Consider the following 23,715-nt stretch of genomic DNA (forward strand, 5'->3'; position numbering starts at 1 on the left):
CGCCGGCGTCGTCAGGGCGCGGGAACTGCGTGCCCGTCGTCAGCAGCACGAGTCCCTCTGAGAGGAACGGCGTCGGGTCCGGCAGGTCCGAGCTGTGCACCCAGCGGATCGAGCGATCCAGGGCACCGGGTTCGAGCGACCGGGGGTCGGCGAGCGTCAGCCCGAGATCCCGACGCGCGAGCAGCGCCCGCAGCGTCGGGGCGTCAGCGGCGGCGTCCATCGTCCTCCGGGTGTACGGGTTGTATAGCGGGCTATAGAGAATGTACAGCCGGGAAGGTGCGAGGGGGGTGCGCCGCCGCATACGCTCGCCGCCATGAGCAGCGCAGCAACCCTCATCGACGTTCCGCTGGGCGGTCCGACGCTTCCGCAGGAGCGGCGCCTCGTCACCGCCATCCCGGGTCCGCGCTCGCAGGAGCTCCTCGACCGCAAGGCCGCCGCCGTCGCCGCGGGGGTGGGTCACACCGCGCCGGTCCACGCGGTCGCCGCCGGCGGCGGGGTCGTCGTCGATGCCGACGGCAACTCGCTCATCGACCTCGGCTCGGGCATCGCCGTCACCACCATCGGCAACGCGCATCCGAAGGTCGTCGCCGCCGTGCAGGAGCAGGTCGCCCAGTTCACGCACACGTGCTTCATGATCGCGCCCTACGACTCCTACGTCTCGGTCGCCGAGGCCCTCAACCGCATCACTCCGGGCGACCACGCAAAGAAGAGCGCGCTGTTCAACTCGGGCGCCGAGGCAGTCGAGAACGCCGTGAAGATCGCGCGCAAGCACACCGGCAAGCCGGCCGTCGTCGCGTTCGACCACGGCTACCACGGCCGCACCAATCTCACGATGGCGCTCACGGCCAAGTCGATGCCGTACAAGCACGGGTTCGGCCCGTTCGCGTCGGAGGTCTACCGGGCGCCGCTGTCGTACCCGTTCCGTGACGGACTCTCGGGACCCGAAGCCGCCGAGAAGGCGATCTCGGTCATCGACAAGCAGGTCGGCGCCGACAACCTCGCCGCCGTCGTCATCGAGCCGATCCAGGGCGAGGGCGGGTTCATCGTCCCCGCCGACGGGTTCCTCCCGGCGATCGTCGAGTGGTGCCGTGCGAACGAGGTGGTGTTCATCGCCGACGAGATCCAGACCGGCTTCGCCCGCACGGGCGAGATGTTCGCCAGCGAGGTGTTCGGCATCGTGCCCGACCTCATCACGACGGCCAAGGGCATCGCGGGCGGTCTGCCGCTCGCGGCCGTGACCGGACGGGCCGAGATCATGGATGCCGCGCACGCGGGCGGCCTCGGCGGCACCTACGGCGGCAACCCGATCGCCTGCGCGGCGGCCCTCGCCGCGATCGACGTGTTCGAGAACGACGGAATGGTCAAGCGCGCACGCGAGATCGGCGCGATCCTCCAGGGTCGCCTCGGCGCCCTGCAAGCCGCCGACCCTCGCGTCGGCGACGTGCGCGGCCACGGTGCGATGGTCGCCGCCGAGTTCGTCGATCCCGCGACGGGCGAGCCGGATGCCGGGCTCACCGCCGCCGTCGCGAAGGCGTCGATCGCGCAGGGCGTCATCGTGCTCACGTGCGGGACGTACGGGAACGTGATCCGCTTCCTGCCGCCGCTCTCGATCGGCGACGACCTGCTCCACGAGGGTCTGGACGTCGTCGCCGCAGCGCTCGCCGCGGCCTGATCCTCCGGCATCCCATGCGCCCGGCATCCGTGTCCCGACAACTCGCCGTCAAGTCCCGATGTCGGTCGCTGGAAGCGGCGCGTGCGAGCGGGTTCGGGACATGGATGCCGCAACCCCGCCTTGCCCGCGCTCGAGGCGGCGCGCCGACCCGACCCGAGGAGTTCGAATGACCGCGCTGACCCGCGACGTCGCGATCGTCGGAGCCGGCGCAGCCGGCCTCACGGCAGCCAACGAGCTGAGGAAGGCGGGGCTGTCAGTGGTCGTGCTCGAGGCCCGCGACCGCGTCGGCGGGCGCCTGTGGACCGACGTCGTCGACGGCGCCATGCTCGAGATCGGCGGTCAGTGGGTCTCGCCCGACCAAAGCGCGCTGAAAGAGACGCTGGCCGAGATGGGGCTCGAGACCTACCGGCGCTACCGCGAGGGCGACTCGCTGTACATCGGCAGGGATGGCGAGCTCAAGCGGTTCACGGGCGAGATCTTCCCGGTCGCCCCCGACACCGCGAAGGAGATCGTACGGCTCATCGAGCTGCTCGACCGCATGGTCGCCGAGGTCGATCCCGACCGGCCGTGGGAGCACCCCGACGCCGAGGAGCTCGACCGGGTCTCGTTCGAGGCCTGGCTCCAGGAGCAGACCGACGACCAGGAGGCGCGCGACAACATCGCCCTCTTCATCGCCGGGGCGATGCTCACCAAGCCGGCGTACGCGTTCTCGACGCTGCAGGCCCTGCTCATGGCGGCGAGCGCCGGCAGCTTCTCGCACCTCGTCGACGCCGACTTCATCCTCGACGAGCGCGTGGTGGGCGGCCTCCAGCAGGTGCCGCTGCTGCTCGCCGAGCGCCTGGGCGACGACATCCTGCTCGGGCAGCCGGTCAACGAGGTGCACCGGTCGGACGACGGCGTGGGCGTCATCACCGACAAGGGCCTCGAGGTGCGGGCGCGGTACGTCGTGCTCGCGCACGCCCCGATCCTCTACCCCTGGATCGAGTTCATGCCCCCGCTCCCACGCCTCAAGCAGCAGATGCACCAGCACATCTCGATGGGCTTCGTGATCAAGGTGCACGCGGTCTACGACCGGCCGTTCTGGCGTGAGCAGGGGCTGTCGGGCACCGCGTTCAGCCCGTACGCGATCGCACACGAGGCGTACGACAACACCAACCACGGCGACGAGCGCGGAACCCTTGTCGGGTTCGTGTCGGACCGCGACGCCGACGACCTGTTCCGCGTGTCGGCCGAGGAGCGCAAGCAGCGCATCCTGGAGTCGCTGTCGCGCTACTACGGACCCGAGGCGCTGAACCCGCTGGTGTACTTCGAGAGCGATTGGGGCGCCGAGGAGTGGACCCGCGGCGCGTACGCCGCGAGCTTCGACCTCGGCGGTCTGGCGCGCTACGGAGCGGACCTGCGCGCCCCGGTCGGCCCGATCCACTTCGCGTGCAGCGACATGGCCGGCGCCGGGTACCAGCACGTCGACGGCGCGATCCGCATGGGGCGCCTCGTCGCGACGAACATCCTCGAGGCAGCCGGCCGATGAGCGCGCGCAGCGTCGTCGGCTACACCGCGACCGACGCCGTCGCGATCGAGCGTCCGGCCTTCTTCCGCCGCGGGACACTCGGTCTCGAAGCGTCCGAAAGCCTTCGACGCGCGGGCCGCGTCGCGGCAGACTGAAACCACCGATCCGATCGGAGACAACTGATATGAGCGACTACGCCGTCGTCAACCCGGCCACGGGCGAGACCCTGGCCACGTATCCGGCCATCACCGACGAGGCCCTCGAGGCCGCGATCGCGGGGGCGGATGCCGCCTACCGCGCGTGGCGCGACGTGCCGGTAGCCGAGCGCGCGGCGCGTATCCGCAAGGTGGCCGACCTGCACCGCGAGCGCCGGGACGAGCTCGCCGCGATCATCGTGCGCGAGATGGGCAAGCCCCTCTCGGCGGCGCTCGGCGAGGTCGACTTCGCCGCCGACATCACCGAGTACTACGCCGACCACGCCGAGACGATCACGGCGGATCAGCCGATCGAGATCCAGGGCGAGGGCACCGCGGTCATCCGCCGCTCGCCGCTGGGTGCCCTGCTCGGCATCATGCCGTGGAACTTCCCGTACTACCAGGTCGCTCGCTTCGCGGCGCCCAACGTCGTGGTCGGCAACACGATCCTGCTCAAGCACGCCCCGCAGTGCCCCGAGTCGGCGGCGGCCATCGAGAAGATGTATGCGGATGCCGGACTCGGCGACGGCATCTACACCAACGTCTACGCGACCAACGATCAGGCCGCCACGATCATCGCCGACCGCCGCGTGCAGGGCGTCTCGGTGACCGGGTCGGAGCGGGCAGGGTCCGCCGTCGCGGCGCTCGCCGGCCAGAACCTCAAGAAGGTCGCGCTCGAGCTCGGCGGCTCCGACCCCTTCATCGTGCTGTCGACCGACGACCTCGACGGGACCGTCGCCGCAGCGGTCGAGGCGCGCATGGACAACAACGGCCAGTCGTGCAACGCCCCCAAGCGCTTCATCGTGCAGGAGGGCCTCTACGACGCCTTCCTCGAGAAGTTCACCGAGGCGATGACGGCGGCGAAGATGGGCGACCCGTTCGCCGACGACACCATGCTCGGGCCGCTGTCGTCGCTTGCGGCGGCGGAGCGTCTGCAGGAGCAGGTCGACCGCGCCGTGGCGCAGGGCGCGAAGCTCGTCGCCGGCGGCAATCGCGACGGCGCGTTCTACGAGCCGACGGTGCTCACCGACGTCACGCCCGACATGGACGTCTACCGTGAGGAGCTGTTCGGCCCGGCGGGAGTGGTCTACAAGGTCGCCGACGAGGACGAGGCGGTGAAGGTCGCCAACGACACCAGCTTCGGCCTCGGTTCGTACGTCTACACGACCGACCCCGAGCAGGCCGAACGCATGGCGAACAGGATCGACGCGGGCATGGTCTACGTGAACATCGTGCTCGCCGACTCGCCCGAGCTGCCCTTCGGCGGCGTCAAGCGCTCCGGCACCTCCCGCGAGATGGGGCTCTTGGCCGCCGACGAGTTCGTGAACAAGAAGCTCATCCGCGTCGCCCCGTAGCACCTACCGGGCCCGCGTCAGAGGCGCGAGCGGGCCTCGGCGATGGCCTCGTCGGCCCAGATAACCTGCTGCGGCGTGCCCCAGCGGGCCGCGGCATCCCGTGAGCGCTCGAACGAGGCGAGCGCCTCGGCGAAGCGACGGGCGTCGACGTGCGCCCAGCCGGCGTTGTTGTGCAGCGACACTCGCCAGCGCAGCGTGCGCGGGTCGTCGACGTCCTCCAGCACCGCCAGTGCCGCTTCGGTCCATTCCCCCGCCTGTGCCGGCTCGGCGATCGCGAGCATGTGGAGCGCGTCGACCTGCAGGAACACGCGTCCGGCTCGGGATGCCGCATCCGCCGCCGCGAGGAAGTACGCCACGGCCCCTTCGTGGTCGCCGGCGGAGTTGTGCAGCCGCCCCCGCTCGAGGGCTGCGCGCGCGGCGAGGGCGTCGTCCGAGACGTCGATGCGGTCGAGGATCGCGTGCGCCTCGGCGAACCGCTCCTGAAGGCCCAGCGCCCGCGCGACCTGGGTGTCGAGCTCGGCGCGGTCCGCGGCATCCGTCTGTTCTTCCCGAGCGTCGCGCAGCCGCGCCTCGGAGCCGGCGGCGTCCGAGAAGTCCCAGAGCTCGTCGAGGAGCGACTGAGTGATGGCCATGGCGGCATGCTAGGCGGGTTCGCGGCCTCAGCGGGCATGCCGTACACTGGATCGTGCAGTTGAAGTCTGCAATCTTTCGCCGTGCCCGCCGGTCCGAGACCAGCGAAGCAGGCCTCCTCTCGCTCAGGTGTCAGGAGAAGAGTGCGGGTTTCCGAGGCCTCCAGGGTCTCTAGGGCGGTAGCTCAATTGGCAGAGCAGCGGTCTCCAAAACCGCAGGTTGCAGGTTCGATTCCTGTCCGCCCTGCGCGTCAGCGCAACACCGGCGCACAGTCTCCGGTGGTTGACAACACAGTGTGTCGACTCCCGTCGGCCCACGGAAGGTAATCAGGTGGCATCGATGGTTCAGGACGAGCCGCAGGGCGAGGTCGTCCCCACGGGGGCGAGCGGACCCCGCGAGAAGAAGCCGAACGTTTTCGCGCGCATCGCCCTGTTCATCCGTCAGGTCTTCGCCGAGCTCCGCAAGGTCGTCACCCCGACGCGCCAGGAGCTGCTGAAGTACACGGGCGTGGTGCTCGGCTTCGTCGTCGTCATGATGGCGATCGTCTACGGCCTCGACGTGCTGTTCGTGTGGATCGCCGCGTACGTCTTCGGAGTGCCGGGCGCCTGAACGCCGACCCCTCCCGTGTGACACGAGGAGCGTGACCCGGGCGGACCTCAGGTCGCCGCGGACGGAACGGAAGAGAAGAACTCAACGTGACTGAAAGATATGTCGACGACGCCGATTGGGCGACGGCTGCCGAGCAGTCCTCGGAGGACGACGAGGCGCAGGAAGGCAACGTCCTCGCGGCGGAAGAGCGGTCGGTCGAGGCCGCCGAGCACGTCGCGATCCACATCGTCGACGACAACGACGAGGACGACGCCGGCATGGACGACATCGATATCGACGACCCGGAGGCGGATGCGATCGTGAACGACGCGCTGAATCTCGACGAGACGGCCGAGACCGAGGCTGCGGCCGAGGTCATCAACGACTCCATCGCGGAGGAGGTGGCCGAGCGTGAAGCCGAGGCCGCCGACGAGGTGGCCCCGTACGACGGCCCCGACGTGAACGGCGACGAGGACGACGCGGCGGCCGACTCCGACGACGAGTCCGGTGACGACGAGGAGGAGGACCCGTACGAGGCCTTCCGCGCCGAGCTGCGCTCGCTCCCGGGCAAGTGGTACGTGATCCACTCGTACGCCGGCTTCGAGCGCAAGGTGAAGGCGAACATCGAGCAGCGCAAGTCGACGCTCGAGGTCGAGGAGGAGATCTACCAGATCGAGGTCCCGATGGAGGACGTCGTCGAGATCAAGAACGGGCAGCGCAAGATGGTCACGCGCGTCCGCATTCCCGGCTACGTGCTCGTGCGCATGGAACTCAACGAAGACACCTGGTCTGTCGTGCGTCACACGCCGGGCGTCACCGGCTTCGTGGGCAACGCGCACAACCCGACGCCGCTGCGCTTCGAGGAGGCCTTCAACATGCTGAAGAGCCTCGTCGAGGTCAAGGAGGTGGCCACCGCGAAGGGCGGGACCGCCAAGAAGGGCGCAGCCGCCGCGACTCGCGCCATTCCCGCCGAGGTCGACTTCGAGGTCGGCGAGACGATCACGATCAAGGAAGGCTCGTTCGCGGGCCTGCCCGGCACGATCAGCGAGATCAAGCCCGAGAGCGGCAAGCTCACCGTCCTGGTCTCGCTCTTCGAGCGCGAGACGCCGGTCGAGCTCAGCTTCGACCAGGTCACCAAGCTGTGACCTGGTAAGATCTAGAGGTTTGCGCGCGCGCCCTGAGTGCGCGTGATCGACACCGCGTTCCGGAACCGCCGGATTCGCGGGAGAACCGATGCCCCGGCATCCGTTCGATGAAAGGAAAGAGAATGGCACCGAAGAAGAAGGTGACCGGCCTGATCAAGCTCCAGATCAACGCCGGCGCCGCCAACCCGGCGCCGCCGATCGGCCCCGCGCTCGGTCAGCATGGCGTCAACATCATGGAGTTCTGCAAGGCGTACAACGCCGCGACCGAGTCGCAGCGCGGCAACGTCATCCCCGTGGAGATCACCGTCTACGAGGACCGCAGCTTCACGTTCATCCTGAAGACCCCGCCGGCCGCCGAGCTCATCAAGAAGGCAGCCGGCGTCCAGAAGGGCTCGCAGACCCCGCACACCGCGAAGGTCGGCAAGCTCTCGAAGGACCAGGTCCGTCAGATCGCAGAGACGAAGATGCCCGACCTCAACGCGAACGACATCGAGGCCGCCTCGGCGATCATCGCCGGCACCGCTCGTTCCATGGGCATCACGGTCGAGGGCTGAGGGGGATAGGAACAATGGCTACCAAGTCCAAGGCCTACCAGGCCGCTGCCGCCAAGATCGAGGCGGACAAGTTCTACACGCCCACCGAGGCCGTCGCCCTCGCCAAGCAGACCGGTTCGGCGAGATTCGACGCCACCGTCGAGGTCGCGCTCAAGCTCTCGGTCGACCCGCGCAAGGCCGACCAGATGGTGCGCGGCACCGTCATCCTCCCGCACGGCACCGGCAAGACCGCCCGCGTCATCGTGTTCGCGACGGGTCCGGCCGCTGAGGCCGCGATCGCCGCGGGTGCCGACGAGGTCGGCGGCGCCGAGCTCATCGAGAAGGTCGCCGGCGGCTGGACCGCGTTCGACGCGGCCGTCTCGACGCCCGAGCTCATGGGTCAGGTCGGTCGTCTCGGAAAGGTGCTGGGCCCCCGCGGTCTCATGCCGAACCCGAAGACCGGCACCGTGACCCCCAACCCGGCCAAGGCCGTGGAAGAGATCAAGGGCGGAAAGATCGAGTTCCGCGTCGACAAGCACGCCAACGTGCACTTCGTCGTCGGCAAGGCCTCGTTCTCGCAGGAGCAGCTGGACGAGAACCTCAACGCCGCGCTCGAAGAGATCGTGCGTCTGAAGCCCTCGAGCTCGAAGGGCCGCTACATCCAGAAGGGCGCCGTGTCGACCACGTTCGGCCCCGGCATCCCGCTGGACGTCAACGCGATCGCCTGACGCTCGCGAGCACCGTACGAAGGCCTCACCCGTCCGGGTGGGGCCTTCGTCGTGTTCGCCGAGCTCGCCGCCGTGGCCCACGCCTCGGCGCGGAGCAACGGAACGTCACACGACGAGGCCGCGCGGCGCGGGCCGTGTTCTACTGGAATGTCCATCGCGGCCACCCCGACCGCAGCCCCGCATCACAGGAAACATCTATGTCGCGCCGCATCACCGCCCTTGTTCTGACCGCCGTCGCCGCTCTGGCCCTCACCGCCTGCAGCAGCGGAGCTCCCGCCGACCCCGCCGCGTCAGGCGAGGGGGACGATTTCGGGCTGGTCACCGCGGGAACCCTGACGGTCGCGACCGAGGGGACCTACCGCCCGTTCACGTTCCACGACGAGTCGGGAGAACTTGTCGGGTTCGACGTCGAGATCGCGGAGGCGGTCGCCGACAGGCTCGGGCTCGAGGTCGTGTTCCAGGAGACCCAGTGGGACGCGATCTTCACGGGCCTGGACGCCGGACGCTTCGACGTCATCGCGAACCAGGTCTCGATCAACCCCGAGCGCGAGGAGAAGTACCTCTTCAGCGAGCCGTACACCGTCTCACCGGGCGTGATCGTCGTGCCCGAGGACGACGACTCGATCACGAGCTTCGCCGACCTCGAGGGCAAGACCACCGCGCAGTCGCTGACCAGCAACTGGTACGAGCTCGCCCAGGACAGCGGCGCCGACATCGAGGCTGTCGAGGGCTGGGCGCAGGCGGTCGCGCTGCTGCAGCAGGGTCGCGTCGACGCGACGATCAACGACAGCCTGACCTTCCTCGACTACGAGAAGAGCGAGGGACCGACCGGCCTCAAGATCGCCGCCGAGACCGACGACCCGGCGTACAACGCGTTCGCCTTCACGAGGGACAAGTCCGCGCTCGTCGAGGCGGTGGACAAGGCTCTCGCCGAGCTGCGTGATGAGGGCGTGCTCGCCGAGATCAGCGAGAAGTACTTCGGGGCCGACGTCACGCAGTAGTCCGTTCGCCGCGGTCGCCGGCGCCCGGCCCGGCGCCCGCCCGCCGCCCTCCGCGGGAAGGAACGCCGATGGATCAATCGGACACCTGGACCCTCGTCGCCGACTCGTTCTGGCCGCTGCTCGGTGCAGGCCTCACGGGCACCATCCCCCTCGCCCTCGCGTCGTTCGCGATCGGGCTGGTCCTGGCGCTGGTCGTCGCCCTCATGCGGCTGTCGTCGAACCCGATCGTCTCGAACATCGCGCGGTTCTACGTCTCGGTGATCCGGGGCACGCCGCTGCTCGTGCAGCTGTTCGTGATCTTCTACGGCCTTCCGTCGATCGGGGTCGTCATCGACCCGTGGCCGGCCGCGATCATCGCGTTCTCGCTGAACGTCGGCGGATACGCCGCCGAGGTGATCCGCGCCGCGATCCTGTCGGTGCCCAAGGGCCAGTGGGAGGCTGCCCACACGGTCGGGTTCTCGCACACCCACACGCTCGCGCGCGTCGTCCTGCCGCAGGCGGCCCGCGTGTCGGTGCCGCCGCTGTCGAACACGTTCATCTCGCTCGTGAAGGACACTTCTCTGGCATCGCTCATCCTCGTCTCGGAGCTGTTCCGCAAGGCGCAGGAGATCGCCGCATTCACGTTCGAGTTCATGGTGATCTACCTCGAGGCGGCGCTGATCTACTGGGTGTTCTGCCTGATCCTCTCGACCGGGCAGAGTGCCGTGGAGAGGAGACTCGACCGCTATGTCGCCCACTGACCTCCCCGGTGACCCGCTCGCGCCGCCCGCCCCCGCCGACGATCGACCGCTCCTGCGAGTGAGCGGGCTCACCAAGAGCTTCGGCGCCAACCGCGTGCTCGACGGCGTCGAGTTCTCGGTGCGTCGCGGCGAGGTCGTCGTGCTGATCGGGCCGAGCGGTTCGGGCAAGACCACCGTCCTGCGCTCGCTCAACGGGCTCGAGACGCCGGATGCCGGCGTCGTCGAGGTCGACGGCGGCCCGACCCTGGACTTCTCGGCGCCCGTGTCGAAGGCCCAGCGCGCGGCGCTGCGCGACCGGTCCGCGATGGTGTTCCAGCACCACAACCTGTTCCCGCACCGCACGGTGCTCCAGAACGTCATCGAGGGCCCGGTGCACGCGCATCGCGTGCCGAAGGCCGAGGCGGTCGCGAACGCCGAGGCGCTGCTCGAGCGGGTCGGACTGATCGAGAAGCGCGACGCCTACCCGTTCGAACTGTCGGGCGGCCAGCAGCAGCGCGTCGGGATCGTGCGCGCCCTCGCCCTCCGGCCGCAGCTCCTGCTCTTCGACGAGCCGACGAGCGCGCTCGACCCCGAGCTCGTCGGCGAGGTGCTCACCGTGCTGAAGGAGCTCGCCGACGAGGGCTGGACGATGGTGATAGTGACGCACGAGCTCGGCTTCGCGCGGCAGGTGGCCGACGAGGTGCTGTTCTTCGATCACGGCGTGATCGTCGAGCGAGGGGCCCCGAAGCAGCTGTTCACCGCTCCTCAGCAGGAGCGCACGCGCCGATTCGTCGAGCGGATCCTGCATCCGCTCGACGACTGAGCCTCACGCGGTCGGGCGCACCTCGAAGCCGCGCTCGCCGGTGAGCGAGGCATCCGTCACCGCTGCGGTCTCGACGTGCGACCCCGGGGGGCCTTCGGCCATCCACGCGAGCACCTCGTCGACCTGTGCGTCCGTGCCCTCGACCTCCGCCTCGACGGCGCCGTCACGGCGGTTGCGCACCCAGCCCGACGCGCCGGCCTCACGCGCGACGATGCGCATCGTGTAGCGGTACCCCACCCCTTGGACCTCGCCGCGGACGACGACGTGAACACGCCTCATGCCTCCATCGTGCCGTGCACCGGGCGTCGCAGGCCAGGTCAGTGAGGAAGCACGAGCGAGACGCCGAGCGCGATCATCACCACGGCGATGACGGCGTCGAGGATCCGCCACGCGCGCGGGGTCGACAGCCACCGGCCGAGCAGACGCGCGCCGAAGGCGAGGCCGAAGAACCAGACGAAGCTCGCGGCCACTGCACCGGCCGCGAACAGCCAGCGCTGGTCGCCATGAGTGTTCGCGACCGTGCCGAGCAGGAAGACCGTGTCGAGATACACGTGCGGGTTGAGCCACGTCAACGCGAGACAGGTGAGGACCACCGGCAGCAGTCGTGTGCGCGATGCGGCGGTTCGGCTCGCAGGAGGAACTCGCGATCCCGGGCGCGTCGACGGCGTGTCGGAGGCCGATGGCGCCGATCGTCCTGCGAACCGAACACCTGCGGGGGCACGTTCCCTCCGGCACGCGGGAACGGTCCCCACGGCCCCTCCACCCGCCGCTGGCGCGTCGGGCGGAGCCTCCGGCCGTGTGGGCCCAGCCGCGGGAACCGTCGTTTCCGCGTTCAGCGTCTGCCCCGACGGCCGCCAGGCCCGGCGTGCGGCGAGCACCCCATACGTCACCAGGAACAGCGCCCCGGCCCACCGCACGACGTCGACGAGCCACGGCACGGCCTGGAGCACGAGCCCGATCCCCGAGACGCCCAGCACGATGAGCACCGCGTCTGAGATCGCGCAGATCGCCGCGACCGCGAGCACGTGCTCGCGCCGCAGTCCCTGGCGCAGCACGAACAGGTTCTGGGCGCCGATCGCGACGATGAGCGAGAAGCCGAGGCCTAGGCCTGCGAGAACGGGGGAGAGCATGCTCCAACGCTATGAGCGGCGGCATCCGTAGTCCAGCTGAAGCTTCTTCAGTAGCATTAGCGTGACTGAAGATGCGCATTCCTTTCGAACTCGCCGAGACCCTCGCCGCCGCCGTCGACGAGGGCACCCTCGACGCGGCCGCGCGCCGCCTGCACATCACGCCGTCAGCGGTCAGCCAGCGAATCAAGGCTCTCGAAGAGCAGCTGGGCAGGCTCGTGCTGGTGCGCTCGAAGCCGGTGCGGGCGACGGATGCCGGCGCCGCCGTGATCCGCCTCGCCCGGCAGGCGGCGCTGCTCGAGCACGACACACTCGTCGAGCTGGGCGACGACCCCGCCGACGGCGCCCGCATCAGCGTGCCGCTCGCAGTCAACGCCGACTCGCTGGCCACGTGGTTCCTCGAGCCGCTCGCGCGCCTGTCGCAGCGGCATCCGGTCGTCTTCGATCTGCACCGCGACGACCAGGACTTCACCGCCGGGCTGCTCGAGTCGGGCGCCGTCATGGGCGCCGTGACCTCGCGCGGCGCGCCGGTGGCCGGATGCCGCGTCTCGACGCTCGGCGCGATGCGGTACGAGGCGGTCGCGACCCCCGGGTATGTCGAGCGCTGGCTCGCCGACGATCCCGCGCGAGGGCTCGTCGACGCGCCGCTCGTCGACTTCGACCGGCGCGACGACCTGCAGAACGTCTGGCTGGAGTCCCAGGGGATCGAACCGGTGCGTCCGCCGCGGCACTACGTGCCGGCGTCGAACGATTTCGCGACTGCGGTGCGGCTGGGCCTCGGCTGGGCGATGCTGCCGCGCTTCCAGTCGCACGAGGCGATCGAGCGCGGCGAGCTGGTGCTCCTCGGCGGCGAGCCGGTCGACGTCATGCTGCACTGGCAGCAGTGGAACCTGCGCTCGCCGCTGCTCGACGCGATCGCCGACGAGGTCGTGACCGAGGGTCGCCGCGTGCTCGCGCCGGTGCGCTGACGAACCGAGACGTCAGTCGTCGCTCACCCGCAGCACGAGTTTTCCGCGCGTGTGTCCCTCCTCGAGCCGGCGGTGCGCGGCGGCGGCGTCGGTGAGGTCGAACACGGTGTCGATGTAGACCTGCACCGCGCCGGAGTCCACGAGCCGCGCGATCGTGGCGAGGGCGCCGCCGTCGGGGGTCACCTTGTACGACGTCGCGCGTACACCCGCGGCGGCGGCCGCCGCGGCGTACCCGGGCCACCCGCCGGTCGGGACGAGGATGTACATCCCGCCGGGCCGCAGCACCCGCAGCGAGCGCGTGCCGGTGTCGCCCGCCACGTTCCCGACGAGGTCGATCACCACGTCGACGTCGGCGACGACCTCCTCGAAGCGGGTCGTCGTGTAGTCGATCACGACCGCCGCGCCGAGCTCGCGCAGCCAGGACGTGTTGCGCGCCGACGACGTCACGGTCACGTGCGCGCCGAAGTACGTCGCGAGCTGCACCGCGAAGTGCCCGACGCCGCCGCTCCCGGCGTGGATCAGCATCCGCTGGCCTTCGTGGGCGCGGGCCGTCTCGACGACGAGTCCCCACGCGGTGAGGGCGGCCAGCGGCATGCCGGCCGCCTCGACGTGCGACAGCGCGCCGGGCTTGCGCGCCACCGACAGCGACGGCACGACCGCGTACTCGGCGTACGTCCCGGCCGAGCGGGGGAACGACGCCATGCCGAACACGGCGGTGCCCGGCGGGAGCGGATGCGACTCGTAGGGGCTCTTCACGACGATCCCGCTGAAGTCGTAGCCGAGCGTCGCCGGGTAGGCGCCGATGGCGGCAGAGACGCCCGCGCCCGCGCGGGTCTTCGCGTCGATCGGGTTGACACCGGCCGCGATCACCCGCACGAGCACCTCGCTCAGCACGGGCGAGGGGACGGGGACGGATGCCGCGCGCAGCGCGTCGGGACCCCCGGGGCCGTCGATCACCATCGCCCTCATGTCGGACGGCGGCTCGGGCACGGTGATCCCTTCGGCGGCGGGCGCCGGTGCCGATCGCAACGGTCGGAATCTCATGCGCGCTCCCTCCGAGTGCGTGTCGTCGTCGGCACCACTCTGCCTCGGTGAGGCCAGTCAACCGCGAATTTGTCTCGGCCGTGTTACGCGGGTGCTACCGCATGGCAAAGCGCGCCACGTACCCGCCGCACGGCCACGGGCTGCGACGCGGGCTCATGCGCGCGCGGCGCGGGCGTCGACGGCGGCCGGAGAAAGGACCTGCTGCGTGACCATGATCGCGGCGCCGAGCACGCCCGCGGTCTCGCCGGCCTGCGACTGGACGATGCCGAGATGCTGGGTCGCGAGGGGGATGGACCGGCGGTAGACGACCTCTCGCACGCCGGCGAGGAGGTGCTCGCCGGCCCGCGCGACGCTTCCGCCGATCACGATCACCGACGGATTGAGCATGTTCACGACGGTGGCGAGCACCTCGCCGACCTCGCGCCCGGCTTGCCGGGTCGCCGAGATCGCTGCAGGGTGGCCTGCACGCACGAGCGTCACGACGTCCGAGCTGCCGCTCGCGGGAATGCCCTGCGCTCGAAGGTCTGCCGCAATCGCGGTGCCGCTGGCGATGGCCTCCAGGTCGCGCTCGTCGCCGGGAGGGCGAGGCGAGTCGTGGCTGTAGGGCACCTGTACGTGCCCCATGTCGCCCGCCGACCCCTGGGCGCCGCGCTGCAGCGCGCCGCCCGAGATGATGCCCGCGCCGATGCCGGTGGCGACCTTGACGAAGATCAGGTCCGAGACGCCCGGCCAGCTGAGCGCCTGCTCGCCGAGCGCGAGGATGTTCACATCGTTGTCGACGAGCACCGGCACGTCGAACGCGCGCTGCACATAGTGCGGCACGTCGAAGCGGTCCCAGCCGGGCATGATGGGGGGGTTCGTGGGGCGACCGGTCGAGTGCTCGACGGGTCCGGGCACTCCGATGCCGACGCCGACGAGCTGCGAGGTCGAGGTGCCGCGACCCTCGAGCAGGCTCGCGCCTTCGGCGATCACCGAGTCGAGCACACGCTCGGGCCCGTCTGCGATGTCGAGGGGGTGGGTGTTGGCGGTGAGGATGTTCGCGGCGAGGTCGGCGACAGCCACCGTCGCGTGGGTCGCGCCCAGATCGACGGCCAGGACGACACCCGCTTCCGGGTTGAACGCGACGCGAGCCGGGGGTCGTCCGCCGGTCGATACCGCTTCGCCTGCCGGACGCACGAGGCCGGCGGACAGCAGGGCGTCCACGCGCCCCGACACGGTCGAGCGTGCGAGTCCGGTGAGCATGGCCAGTTCGGCCTTCGTACGCGCGCGACCGTCACGCAGGATCTGGAAGATCTCTCCTGCACCGGGGTTGGCGGTTCCCGTGGCGCGCCCTGCGTCGACCATGGCGACAGTAAAGCACAGCACTTCGGTGTCGTCCGCATTCGACTTCATGTCACGGAAAGATCACTTTTGACGACCCTCTAGCAAAAGTCCGGTCGGGCATGTCACACTCGTCCCCATGACAATGGATGTCACCGACACCGGCGCCGGGACCATCCGCGCCGGACTCGATGCCGTCTCGAAGCGGAGCAGTCGCACCCGGATCGAGGTGACCGATGAGCGACACCATGCTCGCTGACGCTCCGGTGCCGCAGGGCGAGACAGACATCGTGCTGCAGGCGCGCGGGATCTCGAAGTCGTTCTTCGGCGTCCGCGTCCTCTCCGGCATCGACATGACCGTCCGGCGGGGTGAGGTCCACGGCCTCGTCGGAGAGAACGGCGCCGGGAAGTCCACCCTCATGAAGATCCTGGCAGGGGTCTACCAGACCGACGAAGGGATCGTGGAGTTCGAGGGCCGTCAGGTGACGTTCACGCACCCGCGACAGGCGATGGACGCGGGACTGGTCACCGTCTTCCAGGAGTTCAACCTCCTTCCCGAACGCAGCGTCGCGCAGAACGTGTTCCTGGGGCGCGAGCCGCGCAAAGCGGGATTCATCGACAAGAAGGGCATGGTCCGCCGAACGCGCGCGCTCCTCGAAGACCTCGGTGTCTCGTTCATCGATCCGTCGGTGCGCGTGGGTTCGCTGACCGTCGCCGAGCAGCAGATCGTCGAGATCGTCAAGGCGCTCTCGTTCGACGCCCGGGTCATCTCGATGGACGAGCCCACCGCGGCCCTCAGCGACCACGAGGTCGAGCTGCTGTACGCGATCATCCGCCGTCTCGCGGCGCGCGGCGTCGCGGTCGTCTACGTCTCGCACCGGCTGAAGGAGATCTTCGACCTGTGCGACTCGATCACGATCCTGAAAGACGGGGCTCTGGTGTCGACGGATGCCGCAGCCGACCTCACGAGCGCGGAACTGGTCCGTCGCATGGTGGGCCGGCCGATCCAGTCCTATTTCCCGGCGCCGGTGGCCGGGACGACGGTGGGCGACGTGCGCCTGGAGCTGCAGGACTGCGGCAACGAGTTCGTCGACGGCGTCTCGCTGGCCCTGCGTGCCGGGGAGATCGTCGGCGTCGCCGGACTGCAGGGATCGGGGCGCACCGAACTGGTCGAGGCCATCTTCGGCGTCCACGGATTCACGCGTGGCCGGGTCCTCCTCGACGGCCGGCCCGCCCGCTTCGCGAGTGCTCGTGCCGCGGTGAGGGCGGGTCTGGCGCTGGTCACCGAAGACCGCAAGGCGCAGGGCCTCGCACTCGGGCAGTCAGTCCTCGACAACGGCCTGCTCGTCGTGCGCAGCGTGTTCTCGCGCCGCACCGGCGCGGCGCGAAAGCAGGTGCCTGGCATCCTGAGTTCGCTCGAGGTGTCGTCGCGGGGCGTCGATCAGGAGGTGCGCTTTCTCTCCGGCGGCAATCAGCAGAAGGTCGTGCTGGCCAAGTGGCTGGTCGCAGAACCCCAGATCGTGCTGTTCGACGAGCCGACGCGCGGCATCGACGTGGGCGCCAAGGTCGCGGTCTACCAGCTCATGCGCCAACTCGCCGCCGAGGGCAAGGCAGTGCTCATGGTCTCGAGCGAACTGCCCGAGGTGATCGGCATGAGCGATCGGATCCTGGTGATGCGCGACGGCGAGCTGGCCGCCGAGCTTCCGGCCGGCTCGGCGGAGCACGACGTGCTCGCTGCGGCGACAGGCTCGCACACGAGCGACTCCGACGCCCCCGGGCACGGGCCCGTCTCGCACCACGGCGCCGATGTCGAGGGAAGCAGCGCATGAAGCGCATCCATGTCGATTCGAGCGTGATCGTGCTCGGCATCCTGATCCTCGTGATCGCCGTCGGCGCGATCCTGGTCGCGACCGTCGGCCGCAGCTTCTTCAGCCCCGGCAACATCCGCGACATCCTCACCGGCATGAGCGTGCTGGGCCTCGTCGCGATCGGGCAGACGCTCGTGATCCTCGGCGCCTCGCTCGACCTCTCCGTCACCTACGTCATGAGCCTCGCGAGCCTCATCGCCGCCACGACGATGAGGGGCGATCCTGCGAACATCCCATGGGCTGTCACCCTCACCCTGCTCCTGTGCGCGGCGATCGGCCTCGCCAACGGCCTCATCGTGACCGTGCTCAAGGTGAACGGGTTCATCGCCACGCTCGGCGTCGGGTTGATCCTGCAGGGCGTGCTCAACTCCAACTTCCAGGGCAGCGCCGGGTCGGTGCCGTGGGAGTTCCAGCTCATCGGCGCCACCGGGGTCGGTCCCGTCCCGGTCTCGACCCTCATCATGATCGCGCTCGCCGTGCTCGTGTGGTTCCTGCTCGACCGCACGCGGACGGGCGCGCATCTGTTCGCCGTCGGCGGCGACCCCGAGGTCGCACGACTGTCGGGCGTGCGGACCCGTCGCCCGCTGGTGGCGGCGCACGTGCTGTGCTCGGTGTTCGCGGGCCTCGCCGGTCTGCTCCTCGCGAGCCGGCTCGGCGTCGGCAGCCCGACCGTGGGCCAGCAAGGCGGGTACGCGCTCCTTTCGATCGCGGCGGTGGTGCTTGGTGGCACGCTGCTGCTCGGCGGCCGCGGATCGATCTGGGGCACGATCGGCGGCGTCGCGATCTTCGCGGTCGTCGACAACGTCATGAGCGTGATGCAGGTGAACCCGTTCCTCAAGGACGTCGTGCGCGGCATCGTGATCGTCGCCGCGGTCGCCGTCTACAGCCGTCGTGCGATCGTGCGGCGCCGGACTCGGTTCGGTCCAGGAGGAACGAGGACGGGCGGGGATGCCGCGGCGGAGGCCGCCGCACCCGCCATGGCCGCGGCATCCCACGCCCTCGAGGCGGAGGCCGATGCGACCGAGGGCCGCGCCGCGTCTGGAGGAGGTGCGCGGTGAGCTTTCTGAAGACGCTGGTGAGCCCGCGCGGTGCGGTGTTCCTGCTGCTGGTGATCCTGCTCGCCGCGGTGATCATCCTGAATCCGAACTTCGCCGAGCCCGGCCAGATCATGCGCTACATCCAGCGCGTCGCGCCGGTGGCGATCGTCGCGATCGGCCAGTACTTCGTGATCGTCGCGGGGGAGTTCGACCTGTCGCAGGGCTCACTCATCACCGCGCAGGTGATCGTCGCGGGCAACCTCGTCGGCGAGGACGACTCGCGCACCGTTCCGGTGCTGTGCCTCATGATCGTCCTCGGGCTGTTCGTGGGCGTGGTCAACGGTCTGCTCACGACGCTGCTGAAGGTGCCGTCGTTCATCGTCACGCTGGGCATGATGCTGGCCCTCCTGGGGCTGGTCCTGTGGTGGACGGGGGGCGCGGCGACGGGGAATCCGGCCGACAGCTTCCGCCAGATCGGGCGCGGCGGCATCCGCGACATCCCGCTCATCGACTTTCTGCCGTGGTCGGTGCTGGTCCTGGCGGCGTGGCTCGCGCTGGGCACCTGGATCACCAAGCGGCCGCTGGGCAAGTTGCTGATCGCGATCGGCGACAATGCTCGCGCGACCCGCTACTCGGGAGCGCGCGACTGGTGGATCACCACGCAGGCGTTCATGATCTCGTCGCTGTCGGCGACCGTGTCGGCCGTGCTGCTGGTGGGCTACGCCGGAGTGCACCCCTCGGTCGGCAGAGGCTACGAGTTCATCGCGATCACCGCCGTGGTGCTCGGCGGCGTGGTGCTCGGCGGCGGCCGGGGATGGATCGTGGCTGCCGTCGCCGGCGCATTCGTGCTCGAGGCCTTGTTCCTGCTGCTGAACATCGCCGGGGTGCCGTCGTCGCTGCGCGACGCCGTCCAGGGCTTCATCATCATCGCCGCCGTCGCGTACTCGGGGCTGATCTTCCGGTCCCGCCGCCGAGGCTCGGCGCCAACCGCTTCACCCGATTCGGGGAAGAGACCCGACGCGCCCGATGGCGCCGAGGCGTCCGCATCACCGGCCCTCGCCACTGAGGGCATCACAGAAAACTGAAGCCAGAGAACGACAGGAGACTCGCAATGCGACGATCAATGAAGATCGCCACCGCCTCGGTGGCGCTCATCGGCCTCATCGCCCTCGCCGGGTGCACGACCGATCCGAATGTGGCTCCGCCCGACGGGACTGGGGCGCCGACCGAGGACGGCGGCGCCAACGAGTGGTTCGACCAGGAGCTGTTCGACACGCAGATGGCCCAGCGGGAGGTCGTGCCGGAGGGTCCGGAGGACGAGCCCTACCTGCAGTACATCGACGCCGAGATGGTCGACACCTCGCAGTACGCCAGCCCCGGTGCCAAGAAGGCATGCTTCGCCAACGCGTCCATCTCGAACCCGTGGCGCCAGACCGGCTGGATCACGATGAACCAGCAGCTGCAGGTGCTGCAGGAGCAGGGCGTCATCAGCGAGATGGAGACGCGCGACGCGCAGGACTCCGACGACACGCAGATCGCCGACATCGACTACTTCATCTCGGAGGGCGACTGCGACGTCTTCATCATCTCGCCCAACAGCACCGCCGCCATGACGCCGGCCGTCGAGCGGGCGTGTGAGACGGGCAAGCCCGTCATCGTGTTCGACCGCGGCGTCGAAACCGATTGTCCGGTGACGTTCATCCACCCGATCGGCGGATTCGCGTGGGGTATCGACACCGCGCAGTTCCTCATCGACAACCTCGAAGAGGGCGACAAGGTCGTGGGCCTGCGCATCCTGCCGGGCGTCGACGTCCTCGAGCAGCGCTGGGCCGCGGCCGAGTACATGTTCGAGGAGGCCGGCATCGAAGCGGTCGACTACTTCACCGGTGCCGACCCCGCCGAGATCAAGAGCATCATCTCGGACGAACTCGCCACGGGTGACGTGGCAGGCATCTGGATGGATGCCGGTGACGGCGCCGTCGCTGCGATCGAGGCGTTCGAGGACGCCGGCGTCGACTACCCGGTCATGACCGGTGAGGACGAGATGAGCTTCCTGCGCAAGTGGAAGGAGACGGGCCTGACCGGTCTTGCCCCGGTCTACTCGAACTTCCAGTGGCGCACGCCACTCCTCGCGGTGCAGAAGATCTTCGCCGGCGAAGAGGTTCCGAAGGAGTGGGTGCTGCCGCAGGTGCCGATCGAAGCCGGTGAGCTCGACCAGTGGCTCGAGGCCAACGAGGGCATGCCCGACGGGCACTACGCGAAGTTCGGCGGCGAGAACCTGCCGGGATACCCGGAGGTCTGGCAGGAGCGCCAGATTCCGTAACCACCGGCGATGGCTCCTGCCCCGCCCCGGTGGGGCAGGAGCCATCGCGTTCGAAAGGACGACATGGAGCGCACGATCGGCGTCAACACCTGGGTGTGGACTTCGCCCCTGACCGACGCCTCTCTCGCTGAGCTCGCGCCGCGCGTGGCCGAGATGGGCTTCGGTGCGATCGAGCTGCCGCTCGAGAACGCAGGAGACTGGGACCCCCTGCGCACCCACGACCTGCTCGGAGCACTTGACCTCGTTCCCGTCGTCATCGGGGCGATGGGCCCCGGGCGGTCCCTCGTCGATCGTGCGGGAAACGTCGCGGGCACTCAGGCGTACCTGCGCTCCTGCATGGCGGCGGCCGTCGCCGTCGGAGCTTCCGTCGTGGCGGGGCCGTTCTATGCCCCCACCGGCGTGACGTGGCGTATGGCGCCTGAAGAACGCGTCATCGCGTCGGCCGAGCTGCGACGCAACCTCCGTCCCCTGGTCGAAGAGGCTGCAGGGCTCGGAGTCGCTCTTGCCGTCGAGCCACTCAACCGCTACGAGACGAGCTTCATCAACACCGTCGAGCAGGCTCTGGAGGCACTCACTCCACTTCTCGGTCCCGGGCTCGGCCTCGCCCTGGACACGTACCATCTCAACATCGAGGAGAAGAGACCGGGTTCCGCGATCCGAGCGGCTGCCGGGCACATCGCCCACGTCCAGGTGTGCGGCACCGATCGGGGCGCTGTGGGCGATGACCACATGGACTGGCCATCGGTTCTCGATGCCCTCGACGCGGCCGGCTACGAAGGCATCCTGGGCGTGGAGAGCTTCACCGGCGAGAACGCGACCATCGCGGTAGCGGCATCGGTGTGGCGTCCGCTGGCGTCTTCCCAGGATGCGCTCGCAGAGCGGTCGCTGGCTTATCTCAGCGGGTTGCAGGCCGAGCGTCGGGCTGCGTCGACCGGAGCACCCGTATGACCGCGGCCGCGGCCGTGGGATGCACGGGACTTCGATGGAACGTCGCGAAAGAGAGAGGATCACGACGTTGACCGATACGCTACGCGTCGCCATGGTCGGCCACGGCTTCATGGGCGCCGCACATTCCCAGGGGTGGCGAGTCGCCCCGCGATTCTTCGACCTTCCCCGACAGCCCGAGATGACCGTCGTGGTCGGCCGCAGCGCCGAAGCGACCGCGGCATCCGCCCGCAAGTGGGGGTGGGACGAGAGCGCCACCGACTGGCGCGAGGTCATCGCGCGTGCCGACATCGACATCGTCGACATCGTCACCCCCGGCGACACGCACGCCGAGATCGCCATCGCCGCGCTCGAGGCCGGAAAGCACGTGCTGTGCGAGAAGCCGCTCGCCAACACCGTCGCCGAGGCCGAGGCCATGGACCGCGCCGCGGTCGCCGCCGCCGCGCGCGGCGTGTGCTCGATGGTCGGCTTCACGTACCGTCGCGTCCCCGCCACGACGTTCGCCCGCGACCTCGTCGCGTCCGGCCGGATCGGCGAGATCCGCCAGGTGCGGGCCGAGTACCTGCAGGACTGGCTCATGGACCCCGAGGCCCCGCTCACGTGGCGCCTCAAGAAGGAGCTCGCGGGATCCGGCGCGCTCGGCGACATCGGCGCGCACGCCGTCGATCTCACCGAGTACATCACCGGCCAGAAGGTGACGTCGGTGTCGGGCATCCTCGAGACCCTGGTCGCCGAGCGACCGCTGCTGGGCGAGGGGGTCGGACTCTCGGGCACCGCGTCGAGCGAGCGCGGCGAAGTCACCGTCGACGACGTCGCCCTCTTCACCGGGAGACTCCAGTCGGGCGCGCTGGCCTCGTTCGAGGCGACGCGATTCCGCACCGGACGCAAGAACGCGCTGCGGATCGAGATCTCGGGGTCGACCGGCGGGCTCGCGTTCGACCTGGAGCGCCTGAACGAGCTGGAGTACTACGACGCCACGCAGCCCGAGCTCGAGCAGGGCTTCCGCCGCATCCTCGTCACCGAGCACGACCACCCGTACCTTGCGCCGTGGTGGCCGACCGGCCATATGCTCGGCTACGAGCACGGCTTCTCACACCAGGTGCGGGACTTCGTCGCGGCCATCGACGAGGGCTCGCAGCCTCGCCCGTCCTTCGCCGACGGTCTCCACGTGCAGCGCGTGCTCGACGGCGTGGAGCGCAGTTCGGCGGCGGGAAGCGTCTGGACCCCCATCGCCGGTTGAGCGCCGGCATTCCTACGACGAAAGGCGTTCGCGATGACGCGACCGATCACTCTGTTCACGGGCCAGTGGGCCGACCTGCCGTTCGAAGAGGTGGCTCGGCTCGCGGGCGGATGGGGCTACGACGGACTCGAGATCGCTTCGTGGGGCGATCACCTCGATGTGTCGAGGTGGGACGACGACGCCTACGTGCAGGGCCGGCTCGACATCCTCGAGCGCAACGGACTGAAGGTGCACACGATCTCGAACCACCTCGCCGGGCAGGCGGTGTGCGACGATCCGATCGACCAGCGACACCGCGACATCCTGAACGATCGCGTGTGGGGTGACGGCGACCCCGAGGGCGTGCGTCAGCGCGCGGCCGAAGAGATGAAGCTCACCGCGCGGATGGCGGCCAGGCTCGGCGTGAAGACGGTGACGGGCTTCACCGGCTCGTCGATCTGGAAGGCCGTGGCCATGTTCCCCCCGGCGTCGGAGGCGTGGGTGGAAGCCGGCTACCGCGACTTCGCGGAGCGCTTCCACCCGATCCTCGACGTGTTCGACGAGGTGGGCGTGCGCTTCGCGCACGAGGTGCACCCGTCCGAGATCGCGTACGACTACTGGAGCACCGAGCGGACTCTCGAGGCGATCGGTCACCGCGAGACGTTCGGCCTGAACTGGGACCCCTCGCACATGGTGTGGCAGGACCTCGACCCGGTCGGGTTCCTGTGGGACTTCCAGGACCGCATCTACCACGTGCACTGCAAGGACACGAAAAAGCGCCTCAACGGCCGCAACGGCCGGCTAGCGTCGCACCTGGCGTGGGCCGACCCGCGACGCGGCTGGGACTTCATCTCCACCGGTCACGGCGACGTGCCGTGGGAGGACGCCTTCCGCATGCTCAACGCGATCGGCTACGACGGACCCCTCTCGGTGGAGTGGGAGGATGCCGGCATGGACCGCCTGGTCGGC

General features: G+C 69.6%; 24 protein-coding genes, 1 tRNA gene and 1 pseudogene. 20 read left to right on the forward strand and 6 right to left on the reverse strand.

The genetic code is table 11. The features are described from left to right. Positions 1-220, reverse strand: a pseudogene (locus EIO58_RS02970) (PucR family transcriptional regulator ligand-binding domain-containing protein); the annotation flags it as partial. Positions 221-313: 93 nt separating this feature from the next. On the opposite strand from EIO58_RS02970, the gene gabT reads away from it, so the two are divergent. The 4 genes from gabT to EIO58_RS02985 all read left to right on the forward strand — a co-directional run bounded on the left by gabT (position 314) and on the right by EIO58_RS02985 (position 4,728). Further along, on the forward strand, positions 314-1,672 hold the full coding sequence (gene gabT, locus EIO58_RS02975; RefSeq protein WP_127818209.1) for a 4-aminobutyrate--2-oxoglutarate transaminase: 1,359 nt from the start codon (positions 314-316) through the stop codon (positions 1,670-1,672). Positions 1,673-1,838: 166 nt separating this feature from the next. Then, positions 1,839-3,200 carry a flavin monoamine oxidase family protein gene (locus tag EIO58_RS02980; protein ID WP_127818210.1) on the forward strand — a complete coding sequence of 454 codons (1,362 nt, stop codon included), beginning with the start codon at positions 1,839-1,841 and terminating at the stop codon, positions 3,198-3,200. Continuing rightward, a complete protein-coding gene (locus EIO58_RS18635) occupies positions 3,197-3,334 on the forward strand; it encodes a hypothetical protein (RefSeq protein ID WP_164861509.1) in 138 nt (45 codons plus the stop codon). Before EIO58_RS02980 ends, EIO58_RS18635 begins: the two co-directional genes overlap by 4 nt. Before the next feature lie 29 nt (positions 3,335-3,363). Next, the gene (locus tag EIO58_RS02985) at positions 3,364-4,728 is read left to right on the forward strand and encodes an NAD-dependent succinate-semialdehyde dehydrogenase (RefSeq protein ID WP_127818211.1); all 1,365 of its coding nucleotides are present in this window, start codon (positions 3,364-3,366) and stop codon (positions 4,726-4,728) included. A gap of 17 nt (positions 4,729-4,745) precedes the next feature. Here the strand turns inward: EIO58_RS02985 and EIO58_RS02990 are convergent, their stop codons facing one another. After that, positions 4,746-5,360: a hypothetical protein gene (locus tag EIO58_RS02990; RefSeq protein WP_127818212.1), complete on the reverse strand. Its 615-nt coding sequence runs from the start codon at positions 5,358-5,360 to the stop codon at positions 4,746-4,748. Between the two features lie 171 nt (positions 5,361-5,531). Here EIO58_RS02990 and EIO58_RS02995 point away from each other — a divergent pair. From EIO58_RS02995 to EIO58_RS03030, 8 genes are all read left to right on the forward strand, one after another. After that, positions 5,532-5,604 (forward strand) — tRNA-Trp (locus EIO58_RS02995). A gap of 93 nt (positions 5,605-5,697) precedes the next feature. After that, positions 5,698-5,967, forward strand: a complete 270-nt coding sequence (gene secE / locus EIO58_RS03000) for a preprotein translocase subunit SecE (RefSeq protein WP_127818227.1) — start codon at positions 5,698-5,700, stop codon at positions 5,965-5,967. Positions 5,968-6,053: 86 nt separating this feature from the next. Beyond that, positions 6,054-7,091 carry a transcription termination/antitermination protein NusG gene (gene nusG, locus EIO58_RS03005; protein WP_127818213.1) on the forward strand — a complete coding sequence of 346 codons (1,038 nt, stop codon included), beginning with the start codon at positions 6,054-6,056 and terminating at the stop codon, positions 7,089-7,091. A gap of 122 nt (positions 7,092-7,213) precedes the next feature. After that, a complete protein-coding gene (gene rplK, locus EIO58_RS03010; RefSeq protein ID WP_127818214.1) occupies positions 7,214-7,645 on the forward strand; it encodes a 50S ribosomal protein L11 in 432 nt (143 codons plus the stop codon). A gap of 14 nt (positions 7,646-7,659) precedes the next feature. Next, positions 7,660-8,352, forward strand: coding sequence for a 50S ribosomal protein L1 (gene rplA / locus EIO58_RS03015; RefSeq protein ID WP_127818215.1), 693 nt, complete (start codon positions 7,660-7,662; stop codon positions 8,350-8,352). Positions 8,353-8,549: 197 nt separating this feature from the next. Continuing rightward, positions 8,550-9,353, forward strand: coding sequence for an amino acid ABC transporter substrate-binding protein (locus EIO58_RS03020; protein ID WP_127818216.1), 804 nt, complete (start codon positions 8,550-8,552; stop codon positions 9,351-9,353). 68 nt (positions 9,354-9,421) lie between these two features. After that, positions 9,422-10,093: an amino acid ABC transporter permease gene (locus EIO58_RS03025; protein WP_127818217.1), complete on the forward strand. Its 672-nt coding sequence runs from the start codon at positions 9,422-9,424 to the stop codon at positions 10,091-10,093. Further along, the gene (locus EIO58_RS03030; protein WP_127818218.1) at positions 10,080-10,895 is read left to right on the forward strand and encodes an amino acid ABC transporter ATP-binding protein; all 816 of its coding nucleotides are present in this window, start codon (positions 10,080-10,082) and stop codon (positions 10,893-10,895) included. The genes EIO58_RS03025 and EIO58_RS03030 overlap by 14 nt, the downstream gene beginning before the upstream one ends. Before the next feature lie 3 nt (positions 10,896-10,898). Here the strand turns inward: EIO58_RS03030 and EIO58_RS03035 are convergent, their stop codons facing one another. Together EIO58_RS03035 and lysE are read right to left on the reverse strand one after the other, a co-directional pair. Continuing rightward, positions 10,899-11,174 carry an acylphosphatase gene (locus tag EIO58_RS03035; protein WP_127818219.1) on the reverse strand — a complete coding sequence of 92 codons (276 nt, stop codon included), beginning with the start codon at positions 11,172-11,174 and terminating at the stop codon, positions 10,899-10,901. 38 nt (positions 11,175-11,212) lie between these two features. Further along, a complete protein-coding gene (lysE, locus tag EIO58_RS03040; RefSeq protein ID WP_127818220.1) occupies positions 11,213-12,025 on the reverse strand; it encodes an L-lysine exporter in 813 nt (270 codons plus the stop codon). A gap of 71 nt (positions 12,026-12,096) precedes the next feature. On the opposite strand from lysE, the gene EIO58_RS03045 reads away from it, so the two are divergent. Then, positions 12,097-12,990 (forward strand): LysR family transcriptional regulator ArgP, encoded by an 894-nt coding sequence (locus EIO58_RS03045; protein ID WP_127818221.1) that lies wholly within the window; start codon positions 12,097-12,099, stop codon positions 12,988-12,990. Positions 12,991-13,002: 12 nt separating this feature from the next. Here the strand turns inward: EIO58_RS03045 and EIO58_RS03050 are convergent, their stop codons facing one another. Beyond that, complete coding sequence (locus EIO58_RS03050) at positions 13,003-14,034, reverse strand: NADP-dependent oxidoreductase (RefSeq protein ID WP_127818222.1); 1,032 nt, start codon at positions 14,032-14,034, stop codon at positions 13,003-13,005. 153 nt (positions 14,035-14,187) lie between these two features. Beyond that, positions 14,188-15,378 (reverse strand): ROK family transcriptional regulator, encoded by a 1,191-nt coding sequence (locus EIO58_RS03055; RefSeq protein ID WP_127818228.1) that lies wholly within the window; start codon positions 15,376-15,378, stop codon positions 14,188-14,190. A 212-nt stretch (positions 15,379-15,590) separates the two neighbouring features. Between EIO58_RS03055 and EIO58_RS03060 the strand changes: the two genes are divergently transcribed. The 7 genes from EIO58_RS03060 to EIO58_RS03090 all read left to right on the forward strand — a co-directional run. Beyond that, complete coding sequence (locus tag EIO58_RS03060; protein WP_240658540.1) at positions 15,591-17,183, forward strand: sugar ABC transporter ATP-binding protein; 1,593 nt, start codon at positions 15,591-15,593, stop codon at positions 17,181-17,183. Then, positions 17,180-18,280: an ABC transporter permease gene (locus EIO58_RS03065; RefSeq protein WP_127818223.1), complete on the forward strand. Its 1,101-nt coding sequence runs from the start codon at positions 17,180-17,182 to the stop codon at positions 18,278-18,280. Before EIO58_RS03060 ends, EIO58_RS03065 begins: the two co-directional genes overlap by 4 nt. Beyond that, positions 18,277-19,344: an ABC transporter permease gene (locus EIO58_RS03070; protein ID WP_127818224.1), complete on the forward strand. Its 1,068-nt coding sequence runs from the start codon at positions 18,277-18,279 to the stop codon at positions 19,342-19,344. Before EIO58_RS03065 ends, EIO58_RS03070 begins: the two co-directional genes overlap by 4 nt. Before the next feature lie 38 nt (positions 19,345-19,382). Then, a complete protein-coding gene (locus tag EIO58_RS03075; protein WP_446723862.1) occupies positions 19,383-20,582 on the forward strand; it encodes a substrate-binding domain-containing protein in 1,200 nt (399 codons plus the stop codon). A gap of 63 nt (positions 20,583-20,645) precedes the next feature. Then, positions 20,646-21,530 (forward strand): sugar phosphate isomerase/epimerase family protein, encoded by an 885-nt coding sequence (locus tag EIO58_RS03080; RefSeq protein WP_127818226.1) that lies wholly within the window; start codon positions 20,646-20,648, stop codon positions 21,528-21,530. A 91-nt stretch (positions 21,531-21,621) separates the two neighbouring features. Further along, entirely contained in the window at positions 21,622-22,767 is a 1,146-nt protein-coding gene (locus tag EIO58_RS03085; RefSeq protein ID WP_127818230.1) for a Gfo/Idh/MocA family protein, read from the forward strand. A 33-nt stretch (positions 22,768-22,800) separates the two neighbouring features. Then, positions 22,801-23,715 (forward strand): sugar phosphate isomerase/epimerase family protein (locus tag EIO58_RS03090; protein WP_164861510.1); only part of this gene is annotated, 915 nt, incomplete at its 3' end.

The organism is Microbacterium sp. CPCC 204701 (genome assembly GCF_004010105.1).
Classification (GTDB): Bacteria; Actinomycetota; Actinomycetes; order Actinomycetales; family Microbacteriaceae; genus Microbacterium.

What these genes read in the sequence shown, in the direction of transcription:
- gabT (WP_127818209.1), top strand. Translation starts at nt 314, where the DNA reads ATGAGCAGCGCAGCAACCCTCATCGACGTTCCGCTGGGCGGTCCGACG.
- EIO58_RS02980 (WP_127818210.1), top strand. Translation starts at nt 1,839, where the DNA reads ATGACCGCGCTGACCCGCGACGTCGCGATCGTCGGAGCCGGCGCAGCC.
- EIO58_RS18635 (WP_164861509.1), top strand. Translation starts at nt 3,197, where the DNA reads ATGAGCGCGCGCAGCGTCGTCGGCTACACCGCGACCGACGCCGTCGCG.
- EIO58_RS02985 (WP_127818211.1), top strand. Translation starts at nt 3,364, where the DNA reads ATGAGCGACTACGCCGTCGTCAACCCGGCCACGGGCGAGACCCTGGCC.
- EIO58_RS02990 (WP_127818212.1), bottom strand. Translation starts at nt 5,360, where the DNA reads ATGGCCATCACTCAGTCGCTCCTCGACGAGCTCTGGGACTTCTCGGAC.
- secE (WP_127818227.1), top strand. Translation starts at nt 5,698, where the DNA reads ATGGTTCAGGACGAGCCGCAGGGCGAGGTCGTCCCCACGGGGGCGAGC.
- rplK (WP_127818214.1), top strand. Translation starts at nt 7,214, where the DNA reads ATGGCACCGAAGAAGAAGGTGACCGGCCTGATCAAGCTCCAGATCAAC.
- rplA (WP_127818215.1), top strand. Translation starts at nt 7,660, where the DNA reads ATGGCTACCAAGTCCAAGGCCTACCAGGCCGCTGCCGCCAAGATCGAG.
- EIO58_RS03020 (WP_127818216.1), top strand. Translation starts at nt 8,550, where the DNA reads ATGTCGCGCCGCATCACCGCCCTTGTTCTGACCGCCGTCGCCGCTCTG.
- EIO58_RS03025 (WP_127818217.1), top strand. Translation starts at nt 9,422, where the DNA reads ATGGATCAATCGGACACCTGGACCCTCGTCGCCGACTCGTTCTGGCCG.
- EIO58_RS03030 (WP_127818218.1), top strand. Translation starts at nt 10,080, where the DNA reads ATGTCGCCCACTGACCTCCCCGGTGACCCGCTCGCGCCGCCCGCCCCC.
- EIO58_RS03035 (WP_127818219.1), bottom strand. Translation starts at nt 11,174, where the DNA reads ATGAGGCGTGTTCACGTCGTCGTCCGCGGCGAGGTCCAAGGGGTGGGG.
- lysE (WP_127818220.1), bottom strand. Translation starts at nt 12,025, where the DNA reads ATGCTCTCCCCCGTTCTCGCAGGCCTAGGCCTCGGCTTCTCGCTCATC.
- EIO58_RS03045 (WP_127818221.1), top strand. Translation starts at nt 12,097, where the DNA reads ATGCGCATTCCTTTCGAACTCGCCGAGACCCTCGCCGCCGCCGTCGAC.
- EIO58_RS03050 (WP_127818222.1), bottom strand. Translation starts at nt 14,034, where the DNA reads ATGAGATTCCGACCGTTGCGATCGGCACCGGCGCCCGCCGCCGAAGGG.
- EIO58_RS03055 (WP_127818228.1), bottom strand. Translation starts at nt 15,378, where the DNA reads ATGGTCGACGCAGGGCGCGCCACGGGAACCGCCAACCCCGGTGCAGGA.
- EIO58_RS03060 (WP_240658540.1), top strand. Translation starts at nt 15,591, where the DNA reads ATGAGCGACACCATGCTCGCTGACGCTCCGGTGCCGCAGGGCGAGACA.
- EIO58_RS03065 (WP_127818223.1), top strand. Translation starts at nt 17,180, where the DNA reads ATGAAGCGCATCCATGTCGATTCGAGCGTGATCGTGCTCGGCATCCTG.
- EIO58_RS03075 (WP_446723862.1), top strand. Translation starts at nt 19,383, where the DNA reads ATGAAGATCGCCACCGCCTCGGTGGCGCTCATCGGCCTCATCGCCCTC.
- EIO58_RS03080 (WP_127818226.1), top strand. Translation starts at nt 20,646, where the DNA reads ATGGAGCGCACGATCGGCGTCAACACCTGGGTGTGGACTTCGCCCCTG.
- EIO58_RS03085 (WP_127818230.1), top strand. Translation starts at nt 21,622, where the DNA reads ATGGTCGGCCACGGCTTCATGGGCGCCGCACATTCCCAGGGGTGGCGA.